The organism is Bradyrhizobium hipponense, from assembly GCF_008123965.1.
Taxonomy (GTDB): Bacteria; Pseudomonadota; Alphaproteobacteria; order Rhizobiales; family Xanthobacteraceae; genus Bradyrhizobium; species Bradyrhizobium hipponense.
The window spans coordinates 153303-174755 of the sequence record NZ_VSTH01000013.1; the positions used below are offsets into that span (position 1 = coordinate 153303).

The 21453-nt window shown below is 64.5% G+C and carries 20 protein-coding genes; 6 read left to right on the forward strand and 14 right to left on the reverse strand.

From position 1 onward, the window contains the following. Positions 1 to 148: 148 nt before the first annotated feature. Both FXV83_RS02675 and FXV83_RS02680 read right to left on the reverse strand, forming a co-directional pair. Complete coding sequence (locus FXV83_RS02675; protein WP_148737500.1) at positions 149 to 1216, reverse strand: alcohol dehydrogenase; 1068 nt, start codon at positions 1214 to 1216, stop codon at positions 149 to 151. Between the two features lie 149 nt (positions 1217 to 1365). Beyond that, positions 1366 to 2562 carry a CaiB/BaiF CoA transferase family protein gene (locus FXV83_RS02680; protein WP_148737502.1) on the reverse strand — a complete coding sequence of 399 codons (1197 nt, stop codon included), beginning with the start codon at positions 2560 to 2562 and terminating at the stop codon, positions 1366 to 1368. 193 nt (positions 2563 to 2755) lie between these two features. On the opposite strand from FXV83_RS02680, the gene glgA reads away from it, so the two are divergent. Continuing rightward, entirely contained in the window at positions 2756 to 4171 is a 1416-nt protein-coding gene (glgA, locus tag FXV83_RS02685) for a glycogen synthase GlgA (protein WP_148737503.1), read from the forward strand. A 47-nt stretch (positions 4172 to 4218) separates the two neighbouring features. Here the strand turns inward: glgA and FXV83_RS02690 are convergent, their stop codons facing one another. The 3 genes from FXV83_RS02690 to FXV83_RS02700 form a co-directional block, all read right to left on the reverse strand. Continuing rightward, positions 4219 to 5169: an oxygenase MpaB family protein gene (locus FXV83_RS02690; protein WP_187435609.1), complete on the reverse strand. Its 951-nt coding sequence runs from the start codon at positions 5167 to 5169 to the stop codon at positions 4219 to 4221. A gap of 92 nt (positions 5170 to 5261) precedes the next feature. After that, positions 5262 to 6410: a patatin-like phospholipase family protein gene (locus FXV83_RS02695; RefSeq protein WP_148737505.1), complete on the reverse strand. Its 1149-nt coding sequence runs from the start codon at positions 6408 to 6410 to the stop codon at positions 5262 to 5264. 70 nt (positions 6411 to 6480) lie between these two features. Beyond that, a complete protein-coding gene (locus FXV83_RS02700) occupies positions 6481 to 7305 on the reverse strand; it encodes a 3-hydroxybutyrate dehydrogenase (RefSeq protein WP_148737507.1) in 825 nt (274 codons plus the stop codon). 190 nt (positions 7306 to 7495) lie between these two features. On the opposite strand from FXV83_RS02700, the gene FXV83_RS02705 reads away from it, so the two are divergent. Continuing rightward, positions 7496 to 8383 carry a LysR family transcriptional regulator gene (locus tag FXV83_RS02705; protein WP_148737551.1) on the forward strand — a complete coding sequence of 296 codons (888 nt, stop codon included), beginning with the start codon at positions 7496 to 7498 and terminating at the stop codon, positions 8381 to 8383. Between the two features lie 193 nt (positions 8384 to 8576). Here FXV83_RS02705 and FXV83_RS02710 read toward each other — a convergent pair whose 3' ends face one another. Then, a complete protein-coding gene (locus FXV83_RS02710) occupies positions 8577 to 9293 on the reverse strand; it encodes a peroxiredoxin-like family protein (protein ID WP_148737509.1) in 717 nt (238 codons plus the stop codon). A 349-nt stretch (positions 9294 to 9642) separates the two neighbouring features. Here FXV83_RS02710 and FXV83_RS02720 point away from each other — a divergent pair, with 349 nt between their 5' ends. The 4 genes from FXV83_RS02720 (at position 9643) to FXV83_RS02735 (ending at position 13394) form a co-directional block, all read left to right on the forward strand. Then, positions 9643 to 10137 (forward strand): DUF302 domain-containing protein, encoded by a 495-nt coding sequence (locus tag FXV83_RS02720; protein ID WP_148737513.1) that lies wholly within the window; start codon positions 9643 to 9645, stop codon positions 10135 to 10137. Between the two features lie 10 nt (positions 10138 to 10147). Further along, positions 10148 to 11509: a dihydrolipoyl dehydrogenase family protein gene (locus FXV83_RS02725; RefSeq protein WP_148737515.1), complete on the forward strand. Its 1362-nt coding sequence runs from the start codon at positions 10148 to 10150 to the stop codon at positions 11507 to 11509. Between the two features lie 113 nt (positions 11510 to 11622). Continuing rightward, positions 11623 to 12105, forward strand: coding sequence for a cupin domain-containing protein (locus FXV83_RS02730; RefSeq protein WP_148737517.1), 483 nt, complete (start codon positions 11623 to 11625; stop codon positions 12103 to 12105). A gap of 86 nt (positions 12106 to 12191) precedes the next feature. Next, complete coding sequence (locus FXV83_RS02735; protein ID WP_148737519.1) at positions 12192 to 13394, forward strand: MFS transporter; 1203 nt, start codon at positions 12192 to 12194, stop codon at positions 13392 to 13394. On the opposite strand, the gene ccoS is transcribed toward FXV83_RS02735, so the two are convergent. From ccoS to ccoN, 8 genes are all read right to left on the reverse strand, one after another. Next, positions 13391 to 13558, reverse strand: a complete 168-nt coding sequence (ccoS, locus tag FXV83_RS02740) for a cbb3-type cytochrome oxidase assembly protein CcoS (protein ID WP_148737521.1) — start codon at positions 13556 to 13558, stop codon at positions 13391 to 13393. The two genes, FXV83_RS02735 and ccoS, sit on opposite strands and share 4 nt — an antisense overlap. Beyond that, complete coding sequence (locus FXV83_RS02745) at positions 13558 to 15756, reverse strand: cation-translocating P-type ATPase (RefSeq protein WP_148737523.1); 2199 nt, start codon at positions 15754 to 15756, stop codon at positions 13558 to 13560. Before FXV83_RS02745 ends, ccoS begins: the two co-directional genes overlap by 1 nt. An 11-nt stretch (positions 15757 to 15767) precedes the next feature. Continuing rightward, positions 15768 to 16259, reverse strand: coding sequence for a FixH family protein (locus FXV83_RS02750; protein WP_148737525.1), 492 nt, complete (start codon positions 16257 to 16259; stop codon positions 15768 to 15770). A 19-nt stretch (positions 16260 to 16278) separates the two neighbouring features. Then, entirely contained in the window at positions 16279 to 17745 is a 1467-nt protein-coding gene (gene ccoG, locus FXV83_RS02755; protein WP_148737527.1) for a cytochrome c oxidase accessory protein CcoG, read from the reverse strand. 110 nt (positions 17746 to 17855) lie between these two features. Next, the gene (ccoP, locus tag FXV83_RS02760; protein ID WP_148737529.1) at positions 17856 to 18731 is read right to left on the reverse strand and encodes a cytochrome-c oxidase, cbb3-type subunit III; all 876 of its coding nucleotides are present in this window, start codon (positions 18729 to 18731) and stop codon (positions 17856 to 17858) included. A 6-nt stretch (positions 18732 to 18737) separates the two neighbouring features. Next, positions 18738 to 18902 carry a CcoQ/FixQ family Cbb3-type cytochrome c oxidase assembly chaperone gene (locus FXV83_RS02765; RefSeq protein WP_015687703.1) on the reverse strand — a complete coding sequence of 55 codons (165 nt, stop codon included), beginning with the start codon at positions 18900 to 18902 and terminating at the stop codon, positions 18738 to 18740. Positions 18903 to 18915: 13 nt separating this feature from the next. Next, complete coding sequence (gene ccoO / locus FXV83_RS02770) at positions 18916 to 19650, reverse strand: cytochrome-c oxidase, cbb3-type subunit II (RefSeq protein WP_148737531.1); 735 nt, start codon at positions 19648 to 19650, stop codon at positions 18916 to 18918. A gap of 12 nt (positions 19651 to 19662) precedes the next feature. Next, a complete protein-coding gene (ccoN, locus tag FXV83_RS02775) occupies positions 19663 to 21315 on the reverse strand; it encodes a cytochrome-c oxidase, cbb3-type subunit I (protein ID WP_148737533.1) in 1653 nt (550 codons plus the stop codon). Positions 21316 to 21453: the final 138 nt, after the last annotated feature.

The following is a 21453-nucleotide window of genomic DNA, read 5'->3' on the forward strand; positions in this document are numbered from 1 at the left end:
CTGCTCTCTCCGACGTCATGCCCGGGCTTGTCCCGGGCATCCACGTCTCGACACCGACACTGTGGCTAGACGTGGATGGCCGGGACATCTAGCGCGAAGACGCGCTTCGCGCTTCTACCCGGCCATGACGACCAACAAACAGCAATGATTACGGCGTCAGCACCGTGCGCCCGACCACGGCGCCCTGTTGCAATTGCAGCAGCGCGTCGTTGGCCTTGTTGAGCGGCACCGGCGTCACCGGGATCGGAGGCACTTTCTTGCTGCGGACAAGCTCGAGCAGTTCCTGCGTCTCGCGCAGATTGCCGACATAGCTGCCCTGGATCGTCACCGCCTTGATCGGAATCAGCGGCAACGCCCAGGTCGCACCGCCGCCGAACAGGCCGACGAGGACGAGCTTGCCGCCCTTGGTCAAACAGTCGAAACCGAGCTGCGTGGTGGCGGCGTTGCCGACGAGGTCGATCACGGCGCGGATCGGCCCGCCCGCCCTCTTCGCGAGCTGCTCGAGCGCATCCGGCGCCTTGGGATCGACGGTGGCCAGCGCGCCGGCCTTCTCCGCCGCCTCGCGCTTCCTGGCATCGATGTCGACCATGATCGCGCCCTTGCCACCCATCGCCTTGAGCAGCGACAGCGCCATCAGGCCAAGACCGCCGGCACCGAACATCACGATCGGAGTGTCGAAATGCTGCTCGACCTTCTTCAGAGCGCTGTAGGTGGTGACGCCCGAGCAGGCATAGGGCGCGGTGGTCGCGGGATCGAGTCCCCTGAGGTTGAGCAGATAGCGAGGATGCGGCACCAGCATGTGGTCGGCATAACCGCCGTCGCAATAGACCCCGAGCGAGCGCGGCGTCAGGCACATGTTCTCATCGCCGGCAAGGCAGGTCGCGCATTTGCCGCAGCCGATCCAGGGATAGACAAGACCGACATCGCCGAGTTTGAGATCGCCTTGGTCGGTCGGCTTGACGTCCGGCCCGAAGGCCAAAACCTCGCCCACCGTCTCGTGACCCATGGTCAGCGGCAGATTGATGCCGCGATCCTTCAGCGACAGCGGCTTGCGGCCGTGGCCGAGATCATAGCCGCCTTCCCAGATGTGGAGATCGCTGTGGCAGACGCCGGCCGCCTTCACCTTGATCAGCACTTGCGTGCCGGACGGCTGCGGCGTGGCCTCGTCGAACTCCTGCAGCGGCGCCTTGAAATCGGCGACCTTGAAACTCTTCATCGGCGTCCTCCCGCATGCTTCTTGTTATCGCCGCCACCATGCCATGAGTGGCGGAGCCAGACAAACCCGGACCTGTCTAGTTGACGCCAGCGGATGCTGGCAAGCCGGCCGCGCGCAAGGCCGCATTGCTTGCCGCACGAAGCCGTCCGTCAGCCTTGCGCGGCGGCTTTGCCGGACGGAACTGACGCGCCACCCGCGAGGCCGATCTCCTCGCGCAATTCGCGCGTGTGCTCGCCAAGCACGGCCATCGCCTTGCCGGGCGTCGTGTCGGCATCGGACATCCGGAACGGCAAGTTGAGGATCTGAAAGGAGCCGCCCTCGTCCTCGACAGCAGAGAGCGCCTGCCGGTGCGCGAGCTGAGGATCCCGTAGCGCTTCAGATACGGTGCGGTAGGCCGAAGCCGGCACGCCGGCAGCGCCCAGTGCTGCAAGGCACGCGTCGGTCGAGAGCTGCCGCGACCAGGCCTCGACACCGTCCATCAAGTCCGCCCAGTTTTCGCGGCGCGCCGCATAGGTGGAGAAGCGCGCATCGGAAATCCAGTCGGGACGGCCGATCACGCCCATCAATCCCTGGAACGTCTTCTCGCTCGCAACCGTGATCATGACGTAGCCGTTGGCCGTCTCGGTCGGGCCGAACATCGGGCGCGGCGGCGGCTTCACCGCGAATTGCGAGCTCTGCAACTCAATCAGGGTCAAAGTCAGCATGGACTCCAGCATGGAGACGTCGACATGCTGCCCGCGGCCGGTGACGGTGCGCTGATAGAGCGCGGATGCAATCGCGCCAAAGCCGTAGGTGCCGGTGACGACGTCGGCATGGTAGATGCCGCAATAATCCGGACGGTTGCGTCCGGGTTGGTAGGCAAGATGCGCCATGTCGTAGCCGGAGGCGGCATGGATCACCGGCGCATAGGCCGGCAGCTCCGCGGACGGCCCGGTCTGGCCGTAGCCTGAGATCGAGCAGTAGATCAGCTTCGGATTGAGCGGACGCAAGGCATCGTAGTCGAGCCGAAGGCGGCGCATCACGCCGGGACGGAAATTTTCGACCAGGATGTCGGCGGTCGCGACCAGCCGGCGAACCGCCTCCTTGCCGTCCTCGGATTTCAGGTCGAGCACGACGCTCTTCTTGCCGGCATTGAGCTGGCCGAACACGGTGCTGCAGCCCTTGCGCAGCGGCGGCCGGGTCCGCATCGTCTCGCCGCCCTCGGTCTCGATCTTGATCACCTCGGCACCCATGTCAGCGAGCATCCGCGCGCAATGGGGACCGGCGATGGTGGTCGAAAAATCCAGGACACGCAGGCCGGCGAAGGCCTTTGTCGTCGTCCCCTCATGCTCATCTGCTAGCTGCATACTTGCTTACGTCCTTGGACCGCTTAGGAACAATCGATGTTCTCTCTTGTTGGTGCGCCGACCCTAGAGGGCGGCGGCTGAGTAGGAAAGTCTTTACCGAACGGACGCGCCATGTAGGCGGGCTTGGAAATTTCAGGGCAACTGGACCCGTTCTTGCATAGCAGCAAGCGGGCTCGGCAGAGGGCAGCCGTTCTTGAGGGTCTTGTTCGTCACAACGGAGATGGACGACTTCGTCCGCGTCGGCGGACTTGGTGCCGTTTCCGCAGCCCTCCCGAGAGCCCTTCGTCCCTTCGCCGATATCCGGATCATGCTCCCCGGCTATCGCGACATCATCGAGCAACTCACGCATATTCAGGTCGTCGGCCGCTGTCCCGCCTTCGCGGAGATGCCGGCCTGCTCGCTCGGCCGCGCCGCAACCAAGGACGGCTTGGCGGTCTATGTGCTGTTGTGTTCACAGCTCTACGACCGTCCCGGCAACCCCTATGGCGACGAGTCGGGGCGCGACTGGCCGGACAACGACATCCGCTTCGCCCGCTTTGCCTCGGCGGCCGCTGAGCTAGCCGCGGGCAATCTGGACAAGAATTGGGCAGCAGACCTGATCCATGCCAATGACTGGCAGGCCTCGCTCGTGCCGGCTTATCTCGCCTGGCGCGGCAGCAAGGTGCCGTCGATCCTGACCATCCATAATCTCGCCTATCAGGGCCTCTTTCCAAAGGACTCGCTGCGGCGGATCGGCGCGCCGGAAAGCTCCTTCCACATCGACGGCGTCGAGTTCTATGACAAGGTGTCATTCCTGAAGGCGGGATTGGTCTATGCGTCCCACCTGACGACCGTCAGCGGCACCTATGCGCACGAGATCACCACGCCCGAGTTTGGCTGCGGCCTGGAAGGCCTGTTGCGGCTGCGCTCTGACGCGGCCGAGCTCACCGGCATCCTCAACGGCATCGATGAGAGCTGGGACCCGCGCTCCTGCGCCCAGCTCGCCCAGCAATTCGGCGCCGGCGACTGGGTCGGCAAGAGGGCCAATGCAGATTATGTGCGCAAGCAGTTCGGGCTCGCGGTGTCGCGCGGCCCGATGTTCGGCATCGTCGCGCGTCTCGTGCACCAGAAGGGCATCGACCTTGTGTTGTCGGCGGCCGACGAGATCGTCGATGCCGGCGGGCAGATCGTGGTCACCGGCTCGGGCGAGCCGGCGCTCGAGCAGGCACTGATCGACGCCCATCGCCGCCGACCCGACGCCATCGGGGTCGCGATCGGCTTCAACGATGCCCGGGCCCGGCGGATCTTTGCCGGCAGCGATTTCACCCTGATGCCGTCGCGCTTCGAGCCGTGCGGGCTCAGCCAGATGTACGCCCAGCGCTTTGGCTCGTTGCCGATCGGACACCAGACCGGCGGGCTGGCCGAGACCATCACCGACGGCGAGACCGGATTCCTGTTCTCAAGACCCTCGCACGAGTCCTTTCTCGGCGGGGTCCGCCGGGCGTTCTCGACCTTCATGGCCCAGGACCAGCTCGACTCGATGCGCCGCAGCGCCATGGGACGGTCGTTCTCCTGGAGCATCTCGGCCGGCACCTACAGCGCGCTGTACCGGAAGCTGGCGCCGGCGTGAGGAGGCGACGACGCCTCCGCATACTCCGTCATTGCGAGCGGAGGACCTCACTGTCTGCCGCGGTCGTCCATTTGTGGCCGCCCGATCCAGGCCCGGTTGAGACACCGGGTCATCCAGTCGGGCTCGGTGCTGCCATTCAGCCGCGCCTGCGCCTCCTGGTAGGGACCAACATAGCGCAGCCGGTCGGGCAGTTTCGGATAGACCCGCTTGATCCATCTCACCGCACGGCCGGCGACCCTGATGTCGCGTTCGTCGAGTTCAAATCCGAAGCCTGTCCGCAATCGCTCCGGCAGCATGCTCGCGGTGAGGGCGCGGTACCATCGCGGTGGCCGCAACCACGGACGCGCGCCACCGAATATCTGCGCGGCGACCTCGCGTGCCGCCGTGCTGACGGTCAATGTCTCCGACTGCGCCATCTCTTCGGTATAGGCTGCAAAGGCGGACCAGTTTCCCGGCAGGTCATCCGGCGTCAACCCGAACAAGGCGCCGAACAGTCGGCTCTCGGTCCAGTAGCGCTCACGCTCTTCGACCGAGAGCGGCGGCAGAACCAGGTCATGCGCCATGAGGGCGGTCTCGACCAGCGTCGCGTGAACCCAGCGCAGCGCCGCGACCTCATTGGCACAGTAGCGCGAGCCCGCCGCGAAGGGGCCGACGGCCTCGGGCATATGTCCAACGATCATGGTGTGGCGCCCATGCAGTTGCCTGGCCGACAGCAGCGCGCGATCCAGCGGCCCGAACACCATGGCAAAGACGATGCCGAAGGTGCGATGGAAGCGGCCGATCGGATCGGCCAATGTCCGGGAGTGCTCAGCGATGGCGGCAGCGACCCAGGGATGCGCCAGTTGAAGCAGCAGCGCGCGGCCGGCGCCGAGAAAGATCACTGCCTCCCTGTCGATCCGCCAGGTCAACGACGCCGGACCGAACACTCCCGCAACTGGTCCTGCGGCTTCAGCCCGGACGAGAGTGAGCGCAGCCTCCAGATCTTTGTCAGTGACCAATTGCAAGCCCTTCGACGCGGACCCTGCGACAATAGCCCGGACCCGCGGCCTGGCCAAATCGTCATTGCGTGAAGCGACACGTGGTGCGGCGCTCACTCGGCCGCCATCGGCATGTCCTCCATATGTTCGTGCAGCACCACGCCGGACAGTGGATCAAATTCGCCGACCCATGGCTTTCGCTCGAGCACGGACCGGGTGTGGGCGTAGCCGGCATCCCAGCGCCGCATGATGCCGGACGGGCTGAAGTCGATATCCTTGGTGTGGGTCTCGTGATCAAGTTGCGGCGCCAGCAGCCGGACGACGTGCATGCGCGTCGGACAGCCATAGCTCGCCAGCTCGCGCACCGCCGGATCGCTGCGTTCGCTCTCGGGCAGTCGCGCGGCGAGCTGGTTGATGACATGGCGCAGACGATGAGCCTGTTGCTGACGGACGATCTGGCTCGCGATGCGGCTGGAATATTGCACATCCTTGTGCCGGTTCAGCACCTCCGCCATGGTCGTCGGCTCGGCGCCGACAGGATTCCAGAGGTGGACGGCGAAGATCAGCGAGTCCTTGCGCGGATTGTCGTCGAAGACCGCCTCCGTCGGCGTGTTCGACAGAATGCCGCCATCCCAATAGAGCTCGCCGTCGATGCGCACCGCGGGGAAGGCCGGCGGCAGCGCACCTGAGGCCATGATGTGCTTCACCGTCAGCTCGCCGTCGCGGCTGTCGAAATAGCGCATCTGGCTGCTGCGGACATGAGCCGCGCCGACCGTGAGCCGTGGTGCGCAGCGATTCACCAGAGCGAAGTCGACGAGGTCGAGAAGCGTATTTTCCAGCGGCGCGGTCGAATAGAAGCCGGCATGATCGGCTCCCAGCGGATAGGAATCGCCGGCATGCGCCAGCGGATTGGGCCGGAAGAATCCGGGAATGCCATGGGTGACGGTCGACCAATAGGCCAGCTTATCGTTGAAGCCAGGAAATGCGGTCCGCAGATTCCAGACCGGATGCTGCTCCATTCTCTTCCAGAATTCCTTCAGGCGGACGAGCCGGTGTTTCGGCTCGTTGCCCGCGATCAAGCTGGCGTTGATGGCGCCGATCGACGTGCCGATGATCCAGTCCGGTTCGATACCGGCCTCGTGCAGCGCCTGGTAAACGCCGGCCTGATAGGATCCGAGCGCGCCGCCACCCTGCAGCACCAGCACGATCTGGCCCGGCAGGTCCTTCCGAATGGTCTGCGTCTTGCCCTGCATGCTGTTCATGTCACGCTCCTGGTGCACCTGCACTGCCCGAATATTCGCAGCCGTTTGCGGCTTGTTACGCCGGCTCATGTCAATGCGCGGTCCAGCCGCCGTCGACCGGAAGCGCAATCCCGGTGATCGAAGCGGCCGCGGCGGTCGACAGGAAGACCGTGAGCGCGCCGAGCTCTTCAACCGTGGCGAAGCGCTTGTTCGGCTGCTGCGCCAGCAGAACGTCACGGATCACCTGGTCGCGCGAAATGCCGTGCGCCCTCGCCTGCCCGTCGATCTGCGCCTCGACAAGCGGCGTGTACACATAACCCGGGCAGAGCGCGTTGCAGGTAATTCCCTCTTCGGCGGTCTCCAGCGCCGTCACCTTGGTAAGGCCGACGATGCCATGCTTGGCGGCGACATAAGCGGCCTTGAAGGGCGAGCCGACGAGGCCATGGGCGGAGGCGATGTTGATGATCCGGCCAAAGCCGTTCTGGCGCATCGCAGGCAGTGCAAGCCGCGTGGTGTGGAAGGCCGAAGTCAGGTTGATCGCCAGGATCTGGTCCCACTTGTCGACTGGAAACTGGTCGAGCGGCGCGACATGCTGGACGCCGGCGTTGTTGACGAGGATATCGAGCCGGCCGGCCTGAGCAATGGTGGCTGCGATCATCTCGGCGATCGATTTCGGCCGCGTCATGTCCGCCGGGGAAAAACTCGCCTTGACACCGAACTCGGCGGCGATCTGTTCGCGTGTCCGCCCGATCTCGGCTGCAGCGCCGAGACCGTTGAGCACGATGTCCGCACCGGCAGCGGCCAGCGCCCGCGCAATGCCGAGGCCGATTCCACTGGTGGAACCGGTGATCAGCGCCACCTTTCCGGCCAGCGAGTGTGCCGTCTGGGACGGCTGCGGCTTTATCGGGATGTTCATGACAAATCCTCCGTCGATGATGGCTGGCGCGTGGCCGAGCCCGCGCTTCCGCCACAACCTGAAGGATCGCCGGCTCGAACGGAAATGCCGCCTGGCTTCCGAAACCATACGCGCGCGCTATGACCGCCGGGATGTCATTCTCCACCCGGTTGGGCTAGATTTCCGGCCGATCCTGCCGGAGAGCCGATCCATGGAGATGCACCAGGTCCGCTACTTTCTCGCCGTGGCGCAGCTATTGAACTTCACGCGCGCGGCCGAGGAATGCAACGTGACACAGCCCTCGCTGACGCGGGCAATCAAGCAGCTCGAGGCCGAGCTTGGCGGCGACCTGTTCCGTCGCGAGCGGCCGGCGGCACAGCTGACCGAACTCGGCCAGCGCATGCACCCGCTCCTGAAGCAGTGCTACGACGCCGCCTCCGGCGCGCGCTCGCTCGCCTCCTCGTTTAGGAGCGGCGAGATCGGCGCGCTGCGCATCGCGCTGACGCATTCGATCGATCTCGCACTGCTCATTCCCCATCTCAACCAGATCAGGCGGCAGTTCAACCGGCTCGAATTTCGCTTCCTCCGCGGCTCCAGCCGCGAAGTCGGCGACTATCTGCGAAAAGGCGATGCCGAGCTCGGCATCGCTGCCGAGATCGACGAGGCCTGGGATCGGCTCGACGTCTGGCCGCTCTTCACCGAAGGCTTCGAGCTCGTCGTCAGCAGCAAGCATCGGCTGGCCGATCGCGACACGATCGAGCTGGACGATTTGCGTGCGGAGCAGTTGCTCAGCCGAACCTTCTGCGAGCATTTCGGGCGCATCTCCGCGAGCCTGCGCGAGCACGGCATCAACGTCGATCATGGCCACGAGATTTCGAGCGAGCGCGACCTCATCGAGCTGGTAGAAGCCGATATCGGCGTGGCCATGGTGCCGCGCACCTCGCCCGTGCCGGAGGGCCTGAAGCGCACCGCGGTGACAGGATTGGACGCCCGCCGCACCGTCAACCTCTACGGCGTCGCCGGCCGGCAGCGCACGGCGGTCGCCAACGCCATCATGCGCATGCTGCGCGGCGCAGACTGGCGGGCGATTGCGGGGTAGAGCCTGCGCATTCTTACCCTCTCCCCTTGTGGGAGAGTGTGGCTCGCCGCAGTAGCGGCGAGACGGGTGAGGGGTTGTCTCCGCGAATACAACTGCTGCTGAGCTCGCGGATACAACCCCTCATCCGGCGCTTCGCGCCACCTTCTCCCACAGGGGGAGAAGGAAGGGCTCGCGGCGCGTCGGGATACTGGAGCTAGCGCTCGCCGCTAGCAATTTCGAGCGCTGCGAGCAGATCGTCGATCTCCATACGCTTGCGAAAATCCGGATCGACGAAGCGGGCCTTCACGATCCCGTCGCGGCCGACGACGAACACGGCCGGGATCGGCAGCATCCAGCCATCATTGCCGTGAAATTTCGCCATGTCCTGATAGGACAATAGCTGCTGGATCTCGGCGCCAAGCCAGATCGCCAGGTTGAGCGACAACGCATAGCCGTTGTCGAGATCGGTCAGGATCGGAAATGGCGCGCCAGCGTCGAGCCTGAACGTCCCGGTATATTCCTGCGTCTCCGGCATGATCGCGACGACCCGCGCGCCCATCGCATCGATACGATCCTGTGCCTGGATCACCGCGCGGACATTGAGCCGGCAATAGGGGCACCAATGGCCCCGGAAGAACATCACCGCAACCGGCCCGTTCTCTAGCAGCGACGGCAACGTGACAAGGCGTCCGCTCTCGTCAGGCAGCATGAACGGCGGCATCGCATCGCCCGGACGCGGCGCGCTCTCGCCGCCGCCGTTCCCGTTCAATCTGATCACCAGATGATCGACCGCATCGCCATAGGCGGGAAAGATCTCGCGCCCGGCATCGGCATAGGCGCGGAGCTGCTCGTTCAGCGTGCCCTCCATGTCCTTGCAACGCTGGAAGGCAAGCTTGAGCCGTTCGGCATCGGCTGGCGAAAGGGATGTCATTTTGCGCTCCCGCTTTCAGTTCAAATACTACTCGCGTGGTCCGGCCGCCCGCAAGGGAAGCCGTTAGGAGAAGGCCGATGTGGCGACAACCGCGAATGCGGCGCTGGCGATGAGAATCTTGGACAGTTTCACGAGACGCTCCTCCGGATAGACGGGTCCGCCCGCCCCGCCATCAAACAGTGGAACCCGCCCCGGCGGAAATGCCGATCCACAATCGGTTCGATAGCCGCAACGTATCGCGCCACGATAGCGCGGGGCTATCGCGTTCAGAGTCGTTTCGCATTTCACTCGGCAGGGCGCCGCCTCCATCCTAGCCGCGATCCAAGCTGCCACTCACAGGAGGACTGCCATGAACCGCCAAATCGCATCACGCCCTGCCAACCTCGCCACGTCGCTTCTGCTGCTTTTCCTGCTGCTGTCGGCCGCAACATCGGTTGCACGAGCCGACAGTGATGACGGCATCGTCCGCGTCAAAAGCGCGGTCCCCTTGTCGGAGGCGATCAGCCGCATCAAGGCGGACATCGCCGCAAAGGGCATCAAATTCTTTCTCGAAGTCGATCAGTCCAAGCTTGCCGCCGACGCCGGAATCAAGCTTCGCCCCTCCACCCTGCTGGTCTTCGGCAATCCGCCGCTCGGCACGCAGTTCATCACCTCCAACCCCAACGCCGGGCTCGACTGGCCGGTCCGCCTGTTGTTGACTCAGGATGGCAATGGCGACGTCTGGGCCGTCTGGACGGATTTCGACTGGATCGCAAAGCGCCACAACATCCGGAATCGCGAGGCGCAGTTCAAGATGGCGACCATGGTCGTCAAGTCCATCACGGCCACCATCACCGCCAAATAGCGAGGGTCCGATGGTGCGCCAAACATTCGATGTCGTCATCCTCGGCGGCGGCAATGCCGGGATCGGAGTGACCGGCCCCGTCCGGCGGGCCGGACTCTCCGTCGCGATGATCGAGCCGCTCGATCTCGGTGGCACCTGTCCGAATCGCGGCTGTACGCCCAAGAAGGTTCTGGTCGCCGCCGGCCAGATGCTGCACGACATCGAGCGCGCTGCCGTTCATCATATCGCAGTCGGCAAGCCGCGGCTCGACTGGGCGGCGCTGATCGACCGCGAGAAGAACATGATCAAGGATATCCCCGCCAACCTCGCCCGCGCGATGGCGCGTCGCGAGGTCGAAGTGATCAAGGGGTATGGCACCTTCGTTGCGCCCAGCACCATTCGCGTCGGCGATCGCGTGCTCGAGGCCAACCACGTCGTTATCGCGACCGGTTCGAAGCCGCGGCCGCTACCGATCGCCGGCGCCGAGCACATGATCACGTCGGACGCGATGTTGAGCGATCGCGACTTGCCGGCTTCGGTTATCTTTATCGGCGGCGGCGTAATCTCGCTGGAATTCGCGCACATCTACGCGCGCGCCGGCGCCGGAGTGACGGTTCTCGAGGCGCTGCCACGACTCCTGCCGGCAATGGACGCCGATGCCGTCGCCCAGTTGCAGGCGGAGAGCGAGCGCATCGGCATCAAAGTCGAGGCCGGCGTGGGCGTGCGGAGAATCGAACGGACCGGCAGCCGGTTCAGGGTGGTCTTTACCCGAGATGGGGTCGAGCACGCGGCCGAGGCCGATCGTGTCGTCAACGGTTGCGGCAGGGTGGCCAATACAGGCTCGCTGGACCTTGCGGCCGGCCAGGTCGAACATACGAACGGACGAATCTCGCTCGACGACCACTTGCGTTCGACCTCAAATCCACGGGTTCATGTCTGCGGCGATGCCGTGCCGATCTCGCCGCAGCTTTCCCCGGTTGCAAGCTATGAAGGCGACATCGTCGGCCGCAACATCGTCGACGGACCGCGACATGCGCCCGACTACGCCGGCATGGCTACGGCGGTCTACACCGTGCCGGCGCTTGCTGCCGTCGGTCTGACCGAAGCGACGGCACGGCACAACGGATCCGCCATCGAGGTTCACGTCAACGACATGCGCGACTGGTTTTCCGCCCGCTCCTATGCCGAGACCGTCGCATGGTCCAAAGTGATCGTCGATCGCACCACCGACCGTGTTCTCGGCGCGCACTTTTTCGGCCATGCGGGCCAGGAGCTCATCAGCATCTTCGGGCTTGCGATCAAATTTGGCATCACGGCCAGCCAGATCCGCGACAACGTCTATGCCTATCCGACCTTCTCCGCCGACATCAAGCACATGCTCGGGCACGCATAGCGGCTTGCTATGGTTTCGAGAGATACACGGCATTTAAACCAACACGCGATCTCGACCAAACTGATATCGCAGCCGTGGCATTCGAGGTCGCGGCCAACAGAGGAGACTTCCCTATGTTCAACAACATCGGACTTTCCCGGGCGATCTTACCGAGTTTTGCGCTCGTCGGCGCGCTGATGCTCACTACGCAACCGGTGTTCGCCGGCGAATGCCCGGCCGACAAGATCAAGCCGAACGCGCGGCAGATGGTCGACTACAAGCCTGTCGGCGTTACCGACGTGACACTCGGCATGATCGACCTCGGCAAGCAGCCGGCGCATATCGAGGGCCGCGAACTGCGCTTCCGCAAGCTGACTATCGAGCCCGGCGGCATCGTGCCCTGGCACAGCCATGACGATCGCCCCGCCCTGATCTTCGTGCAGCAGGGGGAGATCGTCGAATATGCCTCCAACTGCGTCGATCCGATCGTGCACAAGGCCGGCGATCTTCGCCCCGAAGTGTTCGGGACCTCGCATTGGTGGAAGAACCTCGGCAAGGAGACGGTCGTTCTCTACGTCGGCGACGTCCGCAAGGACCCGCACGACCACAACATGTAACGAGTCTTTTGGTATCCCGTCATTCCGGGTCTGGCGCTCGGTGCGCCGTCCCGGAATGACAGCAAAGGCTGCACAGGAATCGTGCCATGACCGATCTGTCCGCGCAGATGAAACCGACAGCCACGCAGATGGGTGAGCATTCGCCGGGCGTGGGTTTTCGCTCCCTCGTGATCGGATTGACCGCGTTCCTGACCGTGGTCGACCTGTTCGCGACCCAGGCCATCCTGCCGTCGCTGACGCGGCATTATGGCGTCACGCCGGCGGCGATGAGCTTCGCCGTCAATGCCAGTACCATTGGCATGGCGATCGCCAGCCTCGTCATTGGCTTGCTCAGTCCGCAGATCGACCGCCGGACCGGCATCCTGCTCAGCCTGGCGCTTCTCGCGATCCCCACGTCCCTGCTTGCGGCCGCGCCCAATCTTGCGGTCTTTACCGCCTTGCGCGTCGCACAGGGCCTCTGCATGGCTTCCGCCTTTGCCTTGACGCTCGCTTATCTCGGCGAGCAATGCAGCGCAATGGACGCGGGCGGCGCGTTTGCCGCCTACATCACCGGCAACGTCGCCAGCAATCTTATCGGCCGGCTGATCTCGGCCGCGGTCGCCGACGGCCTCGGATTGGCGTGGAACTTCTATTTCTTCGCGGCCCTCAATCTGGCGGGCGCGGTGCTAGTCTATTTCACGATCAAGCGCGCGCAACCCATGCACACGATGATGCCGACTGGGTCGCCGCTTGCCGCCATGATCGCGCATTGGTGCAATCCGCGGTTACGGGCGGCCTACGGTATCGGCTTCTGCATTCTGTTCGCCTTCATCGGCACCTTCACTTTCGTCAACTTCGTACTGGTTCGGCCGCCGCTGTCACTCGGCATGATGGATATCGGATTGGTCTACTTCGTCTTCCTGCCGTCGGTGGTCACGACGTTGCTGGCCGGCCGGATCGCATCACGCCTTGGAACGCGGCCGGCGATCTGGGGCGGCATCGCCGTGGCGGCGATCGGCTTGCCGCTGATGCTGGCGCCTCATCTGAGCGAGGTGCTCACCGGCATGGTCCTCGTTGGCGTCGGAACCTTTTTCGCGCAGGCTGCTGCTACCGGGTTCGTCGGACAGGTGGCGAGCGAGAATCGCGGCGTTGCCAGCGGCACCTATCTGGCCTGCTATTTCTGCGGGGGGCTGGTCGGCACCGCCGTGCTCGGGCGGCTGTTCGACGCCTTCGGCTGGCATGCCTGCATCGCCGGAGTAGGTCTCGCCCTCGCGGCCGCGGCCCTGCTCACGCTCGACTTGAAGCGCTAGCGCTTGACCGGCGCCTCCTGCTGCGGCTCCTCGTCGGCGATTGCCCGCCACGCGGCGCCGTCGAGATCGTCGTACTGGCCGCTGCGCAGCGACCACAGGAAGGCGACCAGGCCCGCACCTCCAAGCATCAGCGCCAGCGGCACCAGGATGACCAGGATCTCCATCACAGGGTCTCCCGCGAAGAACTGCGTGCGCGCAGCGAATTCAGCATGACCAGAACTGACGATCCGCTCATGGCTGCCGCAGCGATCAGGGGTGTCACCACGCCGCTGATCGCGACCGGCACGGCCAGGACATTATAGCCGATCGCAAGCCAGAGGTTTTGCCGCATCAGGCGCAGCGCTTCGCGCGAGGAGTCGATCGCGGCGACGACCGGGGCCAGCGGCCGGCCGAGAAAGACGAGATCGGCGGTCGCCTGGCTGAGATGGGCAGCTGAGATCGGCGACATCGAGACGTGCGCTGCCGCAAGCGAGGGCGCATCGTTCATGCCGTCGCCGACCATCAGCACTTTTGCGCCGCGCTGCTTCAGCTCTTCGATCCGCGCGATCTTGTCGGCAGGCGTGACGCCGGCGCGCCACTCGGGAATGCCGAGAGCATGGGCCGCAGCCCTCACCGCTGGCTCGCGGTCGCCGGAAAGAATTTCGATGCCGATGTTGCGTGCCTTCAGTGCCGCGATCACGGCCGGGGCATCCGGGCGCAGACCCTGACGCACCGAGAGGATGACTCTTTCGTTTCCCTTGCTGAAGGCCACGATGGAGGCTTCCGGATCGAGATCGGCGCCGGCGCCGGCACCGATCTCCGCCTCGGCGCCGCAGAAGGATGGACGGCCAAGGCGAATCTCGATGCCGTCGATGGTTGCCCGCACGCCCTGCCCGGCCTCCTCGATCGCACCGACGATCGGCGATCGGGCGCCCGCGGCCTGCGCGACCGCGGCAGCTACCGGGTGATGGCTCGACAGCGCAAGTCGGCCGGCGGGCTCGAACAGGTCGGCAGGTATATCGGCTACGTTCGTCACTTCGAGCTCCGGCAGCGTCAGCGTGCCGGTCTTGTCGAAGATGACATGATCGGCTTCGGCGAGCCGTTCGATGGCGTCGCCCGAATTGAGCAGCACGCCCGATTTGAACATCGCGCCCGAAGTCACGGTCTGCACCGTCGGGATTGCGAGCCCGAGCGCGCAGGGACAGGTGATGATCAAGACGGCAACGCCTGTCACGATCGCATCGTGCCAGCTAGCGCCGGCGATGACCCAGCCGAGGATGGTGAGGAGCGCGGCCGCATGCACCACCGGCGCATAGAGTTGCGAGGCGCGGTCGGCCAGCCGCATGTAGCGCGAGCGCGCCTGGAGCGCGTTGTCGAGCAGTCGCGTGATTTCCGCGAGCAGCGTCGCCTCGGAGGCCGCGGAGACCCGCACCCGCAGCGTGCCTGAGATGTTCATCGACCCCGCATAGACCGGTGTGCCATGCTCGGCCACAACATAGAGCGTCTCGCCCGTGATCAGGCTCTGGTCGATCTCGGAGCGCCCCTCGATCACGGTACCATCGACCGCGCAGCGCTCGCCCGGCCGCAGCAGCACGATGTCGCCGGGATGGATCGCCGCCACCGGCACCTGTGAAATCTCGTCAGCTCCGACGAATTTCGCCGCGGTCTCCGCCTTCAGCGCGGCGAGATTGCCGGCGACTGCGCGGGTCCGCCGCCGCATGTTCTGGTCGAGGACGCGGCCGACCAGCAGGAACGTCAGCAGCATGATTGCCGCGTCGAAATAGGCGTGCTCGGCGTGATGGACGGTCTCGACCACGGACATGCCGAGCGCCAGGATCACGCCGATCGAGATCGGGACGTCCATGTTCGTCGTCTTCGCCGACAGCGCGCGCCAGGCCGAGCGGAAGAACGGCTGGCCGGCATAGGCCGCCGCGGGAAGCGCGATCAGCGCCGACAGCCAGTGGAAGAAATCGCGCTGCTCGGGCAGCATGTCCGAGACGTTGCCCGACCAGACCGGGATCGACAGCATCATCACGTTCATGGTGGCGAACGCGGCAACGCCGAGGCAGCGCAGCAGGAAGCGTGATTCGGCGACTTCGGTCGCCTCCGCGCTCTCCGTCTCGTAGGGATAGGCCTTGTAGCCGAGCTCCTCGAGCCGATCGATGAAACGAGACGGGTCGAGCGTGCCCTGCTTCCATTCCAGCGCGAGGCGCCGGTCGGTGAGATTCACACGCGCCAGCGTGACATCGGGAATGGCGGACAGTCCGCGCTCGATCTTGGCCATGCAGCCGGCGCAGTGAACGCCTTCGACCGCGAGATCGATGTGCTGGACGCCCTCGCCCGCGGTCCGGACGTAGTGCGAAAAGTCCCGCGTGAGGCGCATGACGAATTCCTTCAGTTCAGGATCACGCGGTTGCGCGACAGGAACGCGCGCTGGCCTCGCGCCTCGCTCTCGATCACCAGGTCCCACTGGCCCGGCGCGACGGAAGCCGCATTGCCGCGATAGATGCCGATGCCGGCTTCAGTGAGTTCGACCGAAAGATCGGCCCGCTTGTCAGTCGGCCGCTCCAGGCGGCCGCCGAACTTCAAACCGCTTATGGGAAGGCCGCTCGCATCGCGCGCCTCGACCTGGAGCGTGGCGCCGCCGTCGGTTCGGCGCTCGATATGGGCATTGACCTGCCATTTACGTGCGGTCTGATCCCGCGCCGCCGAGATCTCCCGGTCGTAGCTGAGACCCGCGGCATAAGGGCTGTCGACATCCGTGCCGGGCAGCGTCGCGATCGCGAGCTTCGCCATGGTCACGTTGACACCGATCACGACGCCGAAGAAGGCGACCAGCATCACCAAGACTTTTGTTCCGGTCAGCGGCTTCGGTGCGGATGCCATGGCGAACTCCGGGACTTTCTCAAGGAGAGACGAAATTGTCGGTGGCGGAAGCGGCCTCGCCGAGGCCGATATCGGTGACGTGGAAGCGGACGGGGATCGACTTCTCCGGATTGCCCTCCGCGGGCGCGGTGACGAGCAGCCGGAGCTCGCTGGTGGTGTCGCGCGGGATGACAATCATCGGCCGGTCCGGCGTCACCGAATCCACGCCGACGACGTGAACCGTGACGTTGACTGGACCGTTGACATCGATCGCGATAACGCGGTCGTAGCCGCTCTTGTTGAGCAATCGGACCGTATAGGCGTTGCGGATCGAGCCGTCGCTGAGCCTGACCGCGACCGGGTTGCGGTCGTGCAGCACGTTAACGTCGAGCAAGCTGCGCGTTGCGAGCGTATAGAGCATGATGCCGCCGACGGCTGCGATGATCGCGCTGTAGACGACGGTGCGAGCCCGCACGATGCGATAGACCGGCGCCTTGCCTTCCTGGCGGCGATGGATGTTGATGTCGTTGTCGTAGCCGATCAGGCGGGTCGGCCGGCCGATCTTCGTCATCACGTTGTCGCAGGCGTCGATGCAAAGCCCGCACTGGATGCATTCGAGCTGCGGCCCGTTGCGGATGTCGATGCCGGTCGGGCAGACCGCGACGCATTGATAGCAGTCGACGCAGTCGCCGGCGTGCTCGCCGAGCGCGCGCAGCTCGGCCGCCTTCTTGACCGACGTGCGCTTCTCGCCGCGGTCATAGCGATAGGTGACGTTGAGCGCCCATTCGTCGGTGAGCGCGGCCTGGATTCGCGGCCACGGGCACATATAGACGCAGACCTGCTCGCGCATGTAGCCGGCGAGCACATAGGTGGTCGTGGTGAGAATGCCGATCCAGGCATAGGCGATCATCGGCGCCTGGAAGGTGACGAGCTCCTTCACCAGCGTCGGCGCGTCGTTGAAATAGAGCACCCAGGCGCCGCCGGTCCACCAGGCGATCAGAAGCCAGATCGAATGCTTGAGCACGATCTCGGAGATGCGCTCGAGCTTCATCGGATCGGACGAGGCGTCCTTCTTCATCCGCTCGCGCCGGTCGCCTTCGATCAGGCGCTCGACGGCGTAGAACAAATCGGTCCAGACCGTCTGCGGGCAGAGATAGCCGCACCAGATGCGGCCGCCGACCGAGTTCATCAGGAACAGCGCCACGGCCGCCACGATCAAAAGGCCGGTGAAGTAGTAGACCTCCTGCGGCCACAGCTCGATGAAGAAGAAATAGAAGCGGCTGTTGGGCAGGTCGATCAGCACGGCCTGGCTGGGGGCGCCGAGGCCGCGGTTCCAGCGCACGAAGGGCAGGAGGTAATAGATGCCGAGGCAGAACGCCATCAGGCCCCATTTGATCCGGCGGAATGTACCGGAGACGCTCTGCGGATAAATCTTCTTGCGGGCGGCGTAGAGCGGCCCGCAATTGTCGTCCGATGTGAGTTCGTTCGGGTTCACGGTCTTGTTCATCGCCTGGAGCTTTTCGAGAGGTGCGATTAAACCTAGACCCGGCGCCGGAGCGTCAGTTGATCCAGCGCAAGCGGGGCAATTTGTTCGCCTGCGTTTTCTTTGCCGATCCACTATTTTCCGCCGCCCAGCGAATGGACATACACGGCCATCGCCTTGATGGTGGCGGGATCGAGCCGCCCTTCCCAGGCCGGCATGACGCCGGCGCGGCCCTGGCCGATGGTCTCGATCAGGACTGCCTCATCCGAGCCGTAGAGCCAGATCTTGTCGGTCAGGTTGGGCGCACCGAGCTCCTGGTTGCCCTTGCCGCCATCGCCGTGGCAGGCGACGCAATTCTCGGCGAAAATCTTTTCGCCCTTGGCGGCATCGTAGTCCTTCCGCGTCGGGAGTCCCGACAACGAGCGGACATAGTTGGCAGCCGTGACGATCTCGTCCGGCTTCAGCACGCCGTCCTTGCCGAAGGCGAGCATCTGGCCCTCGTGCGTTTTGGCATGGCCGGAGCGCGCGCCGAACTGGATGGACTGCATGATCTGGTCGAGGGTGCCGCCCCACAGCCAGTCGTCGTCGTTGAGGTTCGGATAGCCCTTGGCACCGGCGCCGCCGCTGCCGTGACACGGCGCGCAGTTGTCGCCGAACACGGTCTTGCCCTTGGCGCGGGCCAGCGCCAGCAGCGCCGGGTCCTTCTCGATCTCGGCGAGCGAGGCCGCGCCCAGCGCCACCATCTTGGCTCCGCGGATCTTCTCGAGGTTGGCGAGCTCGACCGCGACGTCGGCGCGTGTCGAGTAACCGAACAGCCCCGTGGTATTGCTGGAGATCAGGGGCCAAGCCGGATAGACGATCCAGTAGCCGATCGCCCAGACGATGGTGAGGTAGAAGGTGATCACCCACCAGCGCGGCAGCGGCGTGTTGAGCTCCTTGATGCCATCCCATTCGTGTCCGGTCGTGGACCTGCCTGAGACGGAATCGATGTCGTTATGATGATCGGTCATGATCTCTTACTCCTCCCGCAACGGCAGGTGCGCCGCTTCGTCGAAAGCAGCCTTGTTACGGGGCCAGAATGCGTAGGCGATGATCGCGAGAAAGATCGCGACGAAGACCGGCGTCCAGATCGTGGTCACGAGACCGGACGCAAGATTGTCGAGTGTCAGGATGGCTTTCATCGTTCATGCCTTCTCAGCGAAGATTGGCTTTCTCGTTGTAGAGCTTGAAGTCGACCAGAGTGCCGAGCATCTGCAAGTACGCGACCAGCGCGTCCATCTCGGTCGGCGTTCCGGTCTTGCCGTCGAAATTGCGCACCACGGCCTTGGCGTAGCGCTTGCCGAAGGCATCGCTGCCGGCATTGTCCGGATCGGCCTGGGCCTTCATGTCGACACCTGCATTGGCGATCTGGTCGTCGGTGTAGGGCACGCCGACGGTCCTCAGCGTGCGCATGTGATCGGCGATCGTATCCGGATCGACTTCGTTCTTGCTGAGGAACGGATAGCCCGGCATCACCGACTGCGGCACGATCGCGCGCGGGTTGGTCAGATGGGTCACGTGCCAGTCGTCGGAATATTTGGCGCCGACGCGGGCAAGGTCCGGACCGGTACGCTTCGAACCCCACTGGAACGGGTGGTCGAACATGCTCTCGGCGGCGAGCGAGAAGTGCCCGTAGCGCTCGACCTCGTCGCGCAACGGACGGATCATCTGCGAATGACAGAGATAGCAGCCCTCGCGGACGTAGACGTTGCGGCCGGCGAGCTCCAGCGGCGTGTAGGGCCTGACGCCGTCGACCGCCTCGATCGTGCTCTTGAGGTAGAACAGCGGCGTGATTTCGACGAGACCGCCGATGGCAATCACGAGGAGGATGCCGACGACCAGGATGATCGAGTTCTTTTCGAAGACTTGGTGGCGTGTCCAGAACGACATGGCTTTAGCTCCTCATTCCGCCGGCTGAAGAGCGACGGGCATCTGGACTTCTTCCGCCTCGCCAACGCGAACCGTCATCCAGAGATTGTAGGCCATGATCAGCGCGCCGATCAGGAACAACGCCCCGCCGGCCGCACGGATGATGTAGAAGGGATGCATCGCCTCGACGGTTTCGATGAAGGAATATTCGAGGAAGCCGAGCGAGGTGTAGGCGCGCCACATCAGGCCCTGAAGGATGCCGGACACCCACATCGCCGAGATGTAGAGGACGATGCCGAGCGTGGCGATCCAGAAGTGCCAGTTGACGAGCTTCAGGCTGTACAGCTGCTTGCGATTCCAGGCCCACGGCACCAGGCAGTACAGCGCGCCGAAGGACACGAAGCCGACCCAGCCGAGCGCGCCGGAGTGCACGTGGCCGATGGTCCAGTCGGTGTAGTGGCTGAGCGAGTTGACCACCTTGATCGACATCATCGGGCCTTCGAAGGTCGACATGCCGTAGAAGGCGACGGAGACCACGAGCATGCGCAGCACGGGATCGGTGCGCAGCTTGTCCCAGGCGCCCGACAGCGTCATCAGGCCGTTGATCATGCCGCCCCAGGAGGGCATCCACAGCATGATCGAGAAGGTCATGCCGAGCGTCTGCGTCCAGTCCGGCAGCGCCGTGTAATGCAGGTGATGCGGACCGGCCCAGATGTAGAGGAAGATCAGCGCCCAGAAATGGATGATCGACAGCCGGTAGGAATAGATCGGCCGCTCGGCGCGCTTCGGGATGAAGTAGTACATGATGGCGAGGAAGCCGGCGGTCAGGAAGAAGCCGACCGCGTTATGGCCGTACCACCACTGGAACATCGCATCCTGGATGCCGCCCCACGCGATATAGGACTTCGAGCCGAACACCGAGACCGGAAGCGCCGGATTGTTGCCGAGATGCAGGACGGCAATCGTCACGATGAAGGCAAGATAGAACCAGTTCGCGACGAAGATGTGCGGTTCCTTGCGCTTGATGATGGTGGCGAGGAAGACGAGCAGATAGGTGACCCAGACGATGGTCAGCCAGAGATCGGCGTACCATTCCGGCTCGGCATATTCCTTCGACTGGGTGACGCCGAGCAGATAGCCGGTGCCGGCGACCAAAATGAAGAAATTGTAGCCGACCACGACGAACCAGGGCGCGAGATCGCCGGCCAGGCGCACGCGGCAGCTCTTCTGTACCACGTAGAAGGAGGTTGCGAGCAGGACGTTGCCGCCGAAGGCGAAGATCACCGCGGACGTGTGCAGCGGACGCAGACGGCCGAAGGTGGTCCAGGGCAGATCGAAATTCAGCGCGGGCCACGCCAGTTGCGAGGCGATGAGGAGGCCGACGAGGAAGCCGGCGATGCCCCAGAACATCGCCATGAAGGAGGAGAACTTGATCGGCCCCATATTGTAGTTGGGGCGGCCGTTGATTTCCGCAGGCGGAAGCGCCGCCGGGCGGTCGTAGTAGCGGTTGACGATGCAGAACACCGCAGCCAGGCTCGCCGCCGCACTGAGCGCAGCGTGGAAGGCGAACGGCGCATCGAGCGCCTTGGCCGCGGCAATCACGCAGAGGAAAGCGGTGACCGCGAACAACGCCGCCAGGCCGCTTTCACCTGACGTCATGGATTTCGAGATTGAGGGCTGGCTCATGCGGATTCTCTTTCGAAAGAACACAGCGCCAGAAACCACATTCACCCTCGCGGGGAATTGATTGAAATCAAGCTGAGTAAATTTCTGTTAATGTGACGCGGTCGCACCGCCAGTTGAAGTGCCCTCTCCCCTTGTGGG

What these genes read in the sequence shown, in the direction of transcription:
- FXV83_RS02675 (WP_148737500.1), bottom strand. Translation starts at nt 1,216, where the DNA reads ATGAAGAGTTTCAAGGTCGCCGATTTCAAGGCGCCGCTGCAGGAGTTC.
- FXV83_RS02680 (WP_148737502.1), bottom strand. Translation starts at nt 2,562, where the DNA reads ATGCAGCTAGCAGATGAGCATGAGGGGACGACGACAAAGGCCTTCGCC.
- FXV83_RS02695 (WP_148737505.1), bottom strand. Translation starts at nt 6,410, where the DNA reads ATGAACAGCATGCAGGGCAAGACGCAGACCATTCGGAAGGACCTGCCG.
- FXV83_RS02700 (WP_148737507.1), bottom strand. Translation starts at nt 7,305, where the DNA reads ATGAACATCCCGATAAAGCCGCAGCCGTCCCAGACGGCACACTCGCTG.
- FXV83_RS02705 (WP_148737551.1), top strand. Translation starts at nt 7,496, where the DNA reads ATGGAGATGCACCAGGTCCGCTACTTTCTCGCCGTGGCGCAGCTATTG.
- FXV83_RS02710 (WP_148737509.1), bottom strand. Translation starts at nt 9,293, where the DNA reads ATGACATCCCTTTCGCCAGCCGATGCCGAACGGCTCAAGCTTGCCTTC.
- FXV83_RS02720 (WP_148737513.1), top strand. Translation starts at nt 9,643, where the DNA reads ATGAACCGCCAAATCGCATCACGCCCTGCCAACCTCGCCACGTCGCTT.
- FXV83_RS02725 (WP_148737515.1), top strand. Translation starts at nt 10,148, where the DNA reads ATGGTGCGCCAAACATTCGATGTCGTCATCCTCGGCGGCGGCAATGCC.
- FXV83_RS02730 (WP_148737517.1), top strand. Translation starts at nt 11,623, where the DNA reads ATGTTCAACAACATCGGACTTTCCCGGGCGATCTTACCGAGTTTTGCG.
- FXV83_RS02735 (WP_148737519.1), top strand. Translation starts at nt 12,192, where the DNA reads ATGACCGATCTGTCCGCGCAGATGAAACCGACAGCCACGCAGATGGGT.
- ccoS (WP_148737521.1), bottom strand. Translation starts at nt 13,558, where the DNA reads ATGGAGATCCTGGTCATCCTGGTGCCGCTGGCGCTGATGCTTGGAGGT.
- FXV83_RS02745 (WP_148737523.1), bottom strand. Translation starts at nt 15,756, where the DNA reads ATGCGCCTCACGCGGGACTTTTCGCACTACGTCCGGACCGCGGGCGAG.
- FXV83_RS02750 (WP_148737525.1), bottom strand. Translation starts at nt 16,259, where the DNA reads ATGGCATCCGCACCGAAGCCGCTGACCGGAACAAAAGTCTTGGTGATG.
- ccoG (WP_148737527.1), bottom strand. Translation starts at nt 17,745, where the DNA reads ATGAACAAGACCGTGAACCCGAACGAACTCACATCGGACGACAATTGC.
- ccoP (WP_148737529.1), bottom strand. Translation starts at nt 18,731, where the DNA reads ATGACCGATCATCATAACGACATCGATTCCGTCTCAGGCAGGTCCACG.
- FXV83_RS02765 (WP_015687703.1), bottom strand. Translation starts at nt 18,902, where the DNA reads ATGAAAGCCATCCTGACACTCGACAATCTTGCGTCCGGTCTCGTGACC.
- ccoO (WP_148737531.1), bottom strand. Translation starts at nt 19,650, where the DNA reads ATGTCGTTCTGGACACGCCACCAAGTCTTCGAAAAGAACTCGATCATC.
- ccoN (WP_148737533.1), bottom strand. Translation starts at nt 21,315, where the DNA reads ATGAGCCAGCCCTCAATCTCGAAATCCATGACGTCAGGTGAAAGCGGC.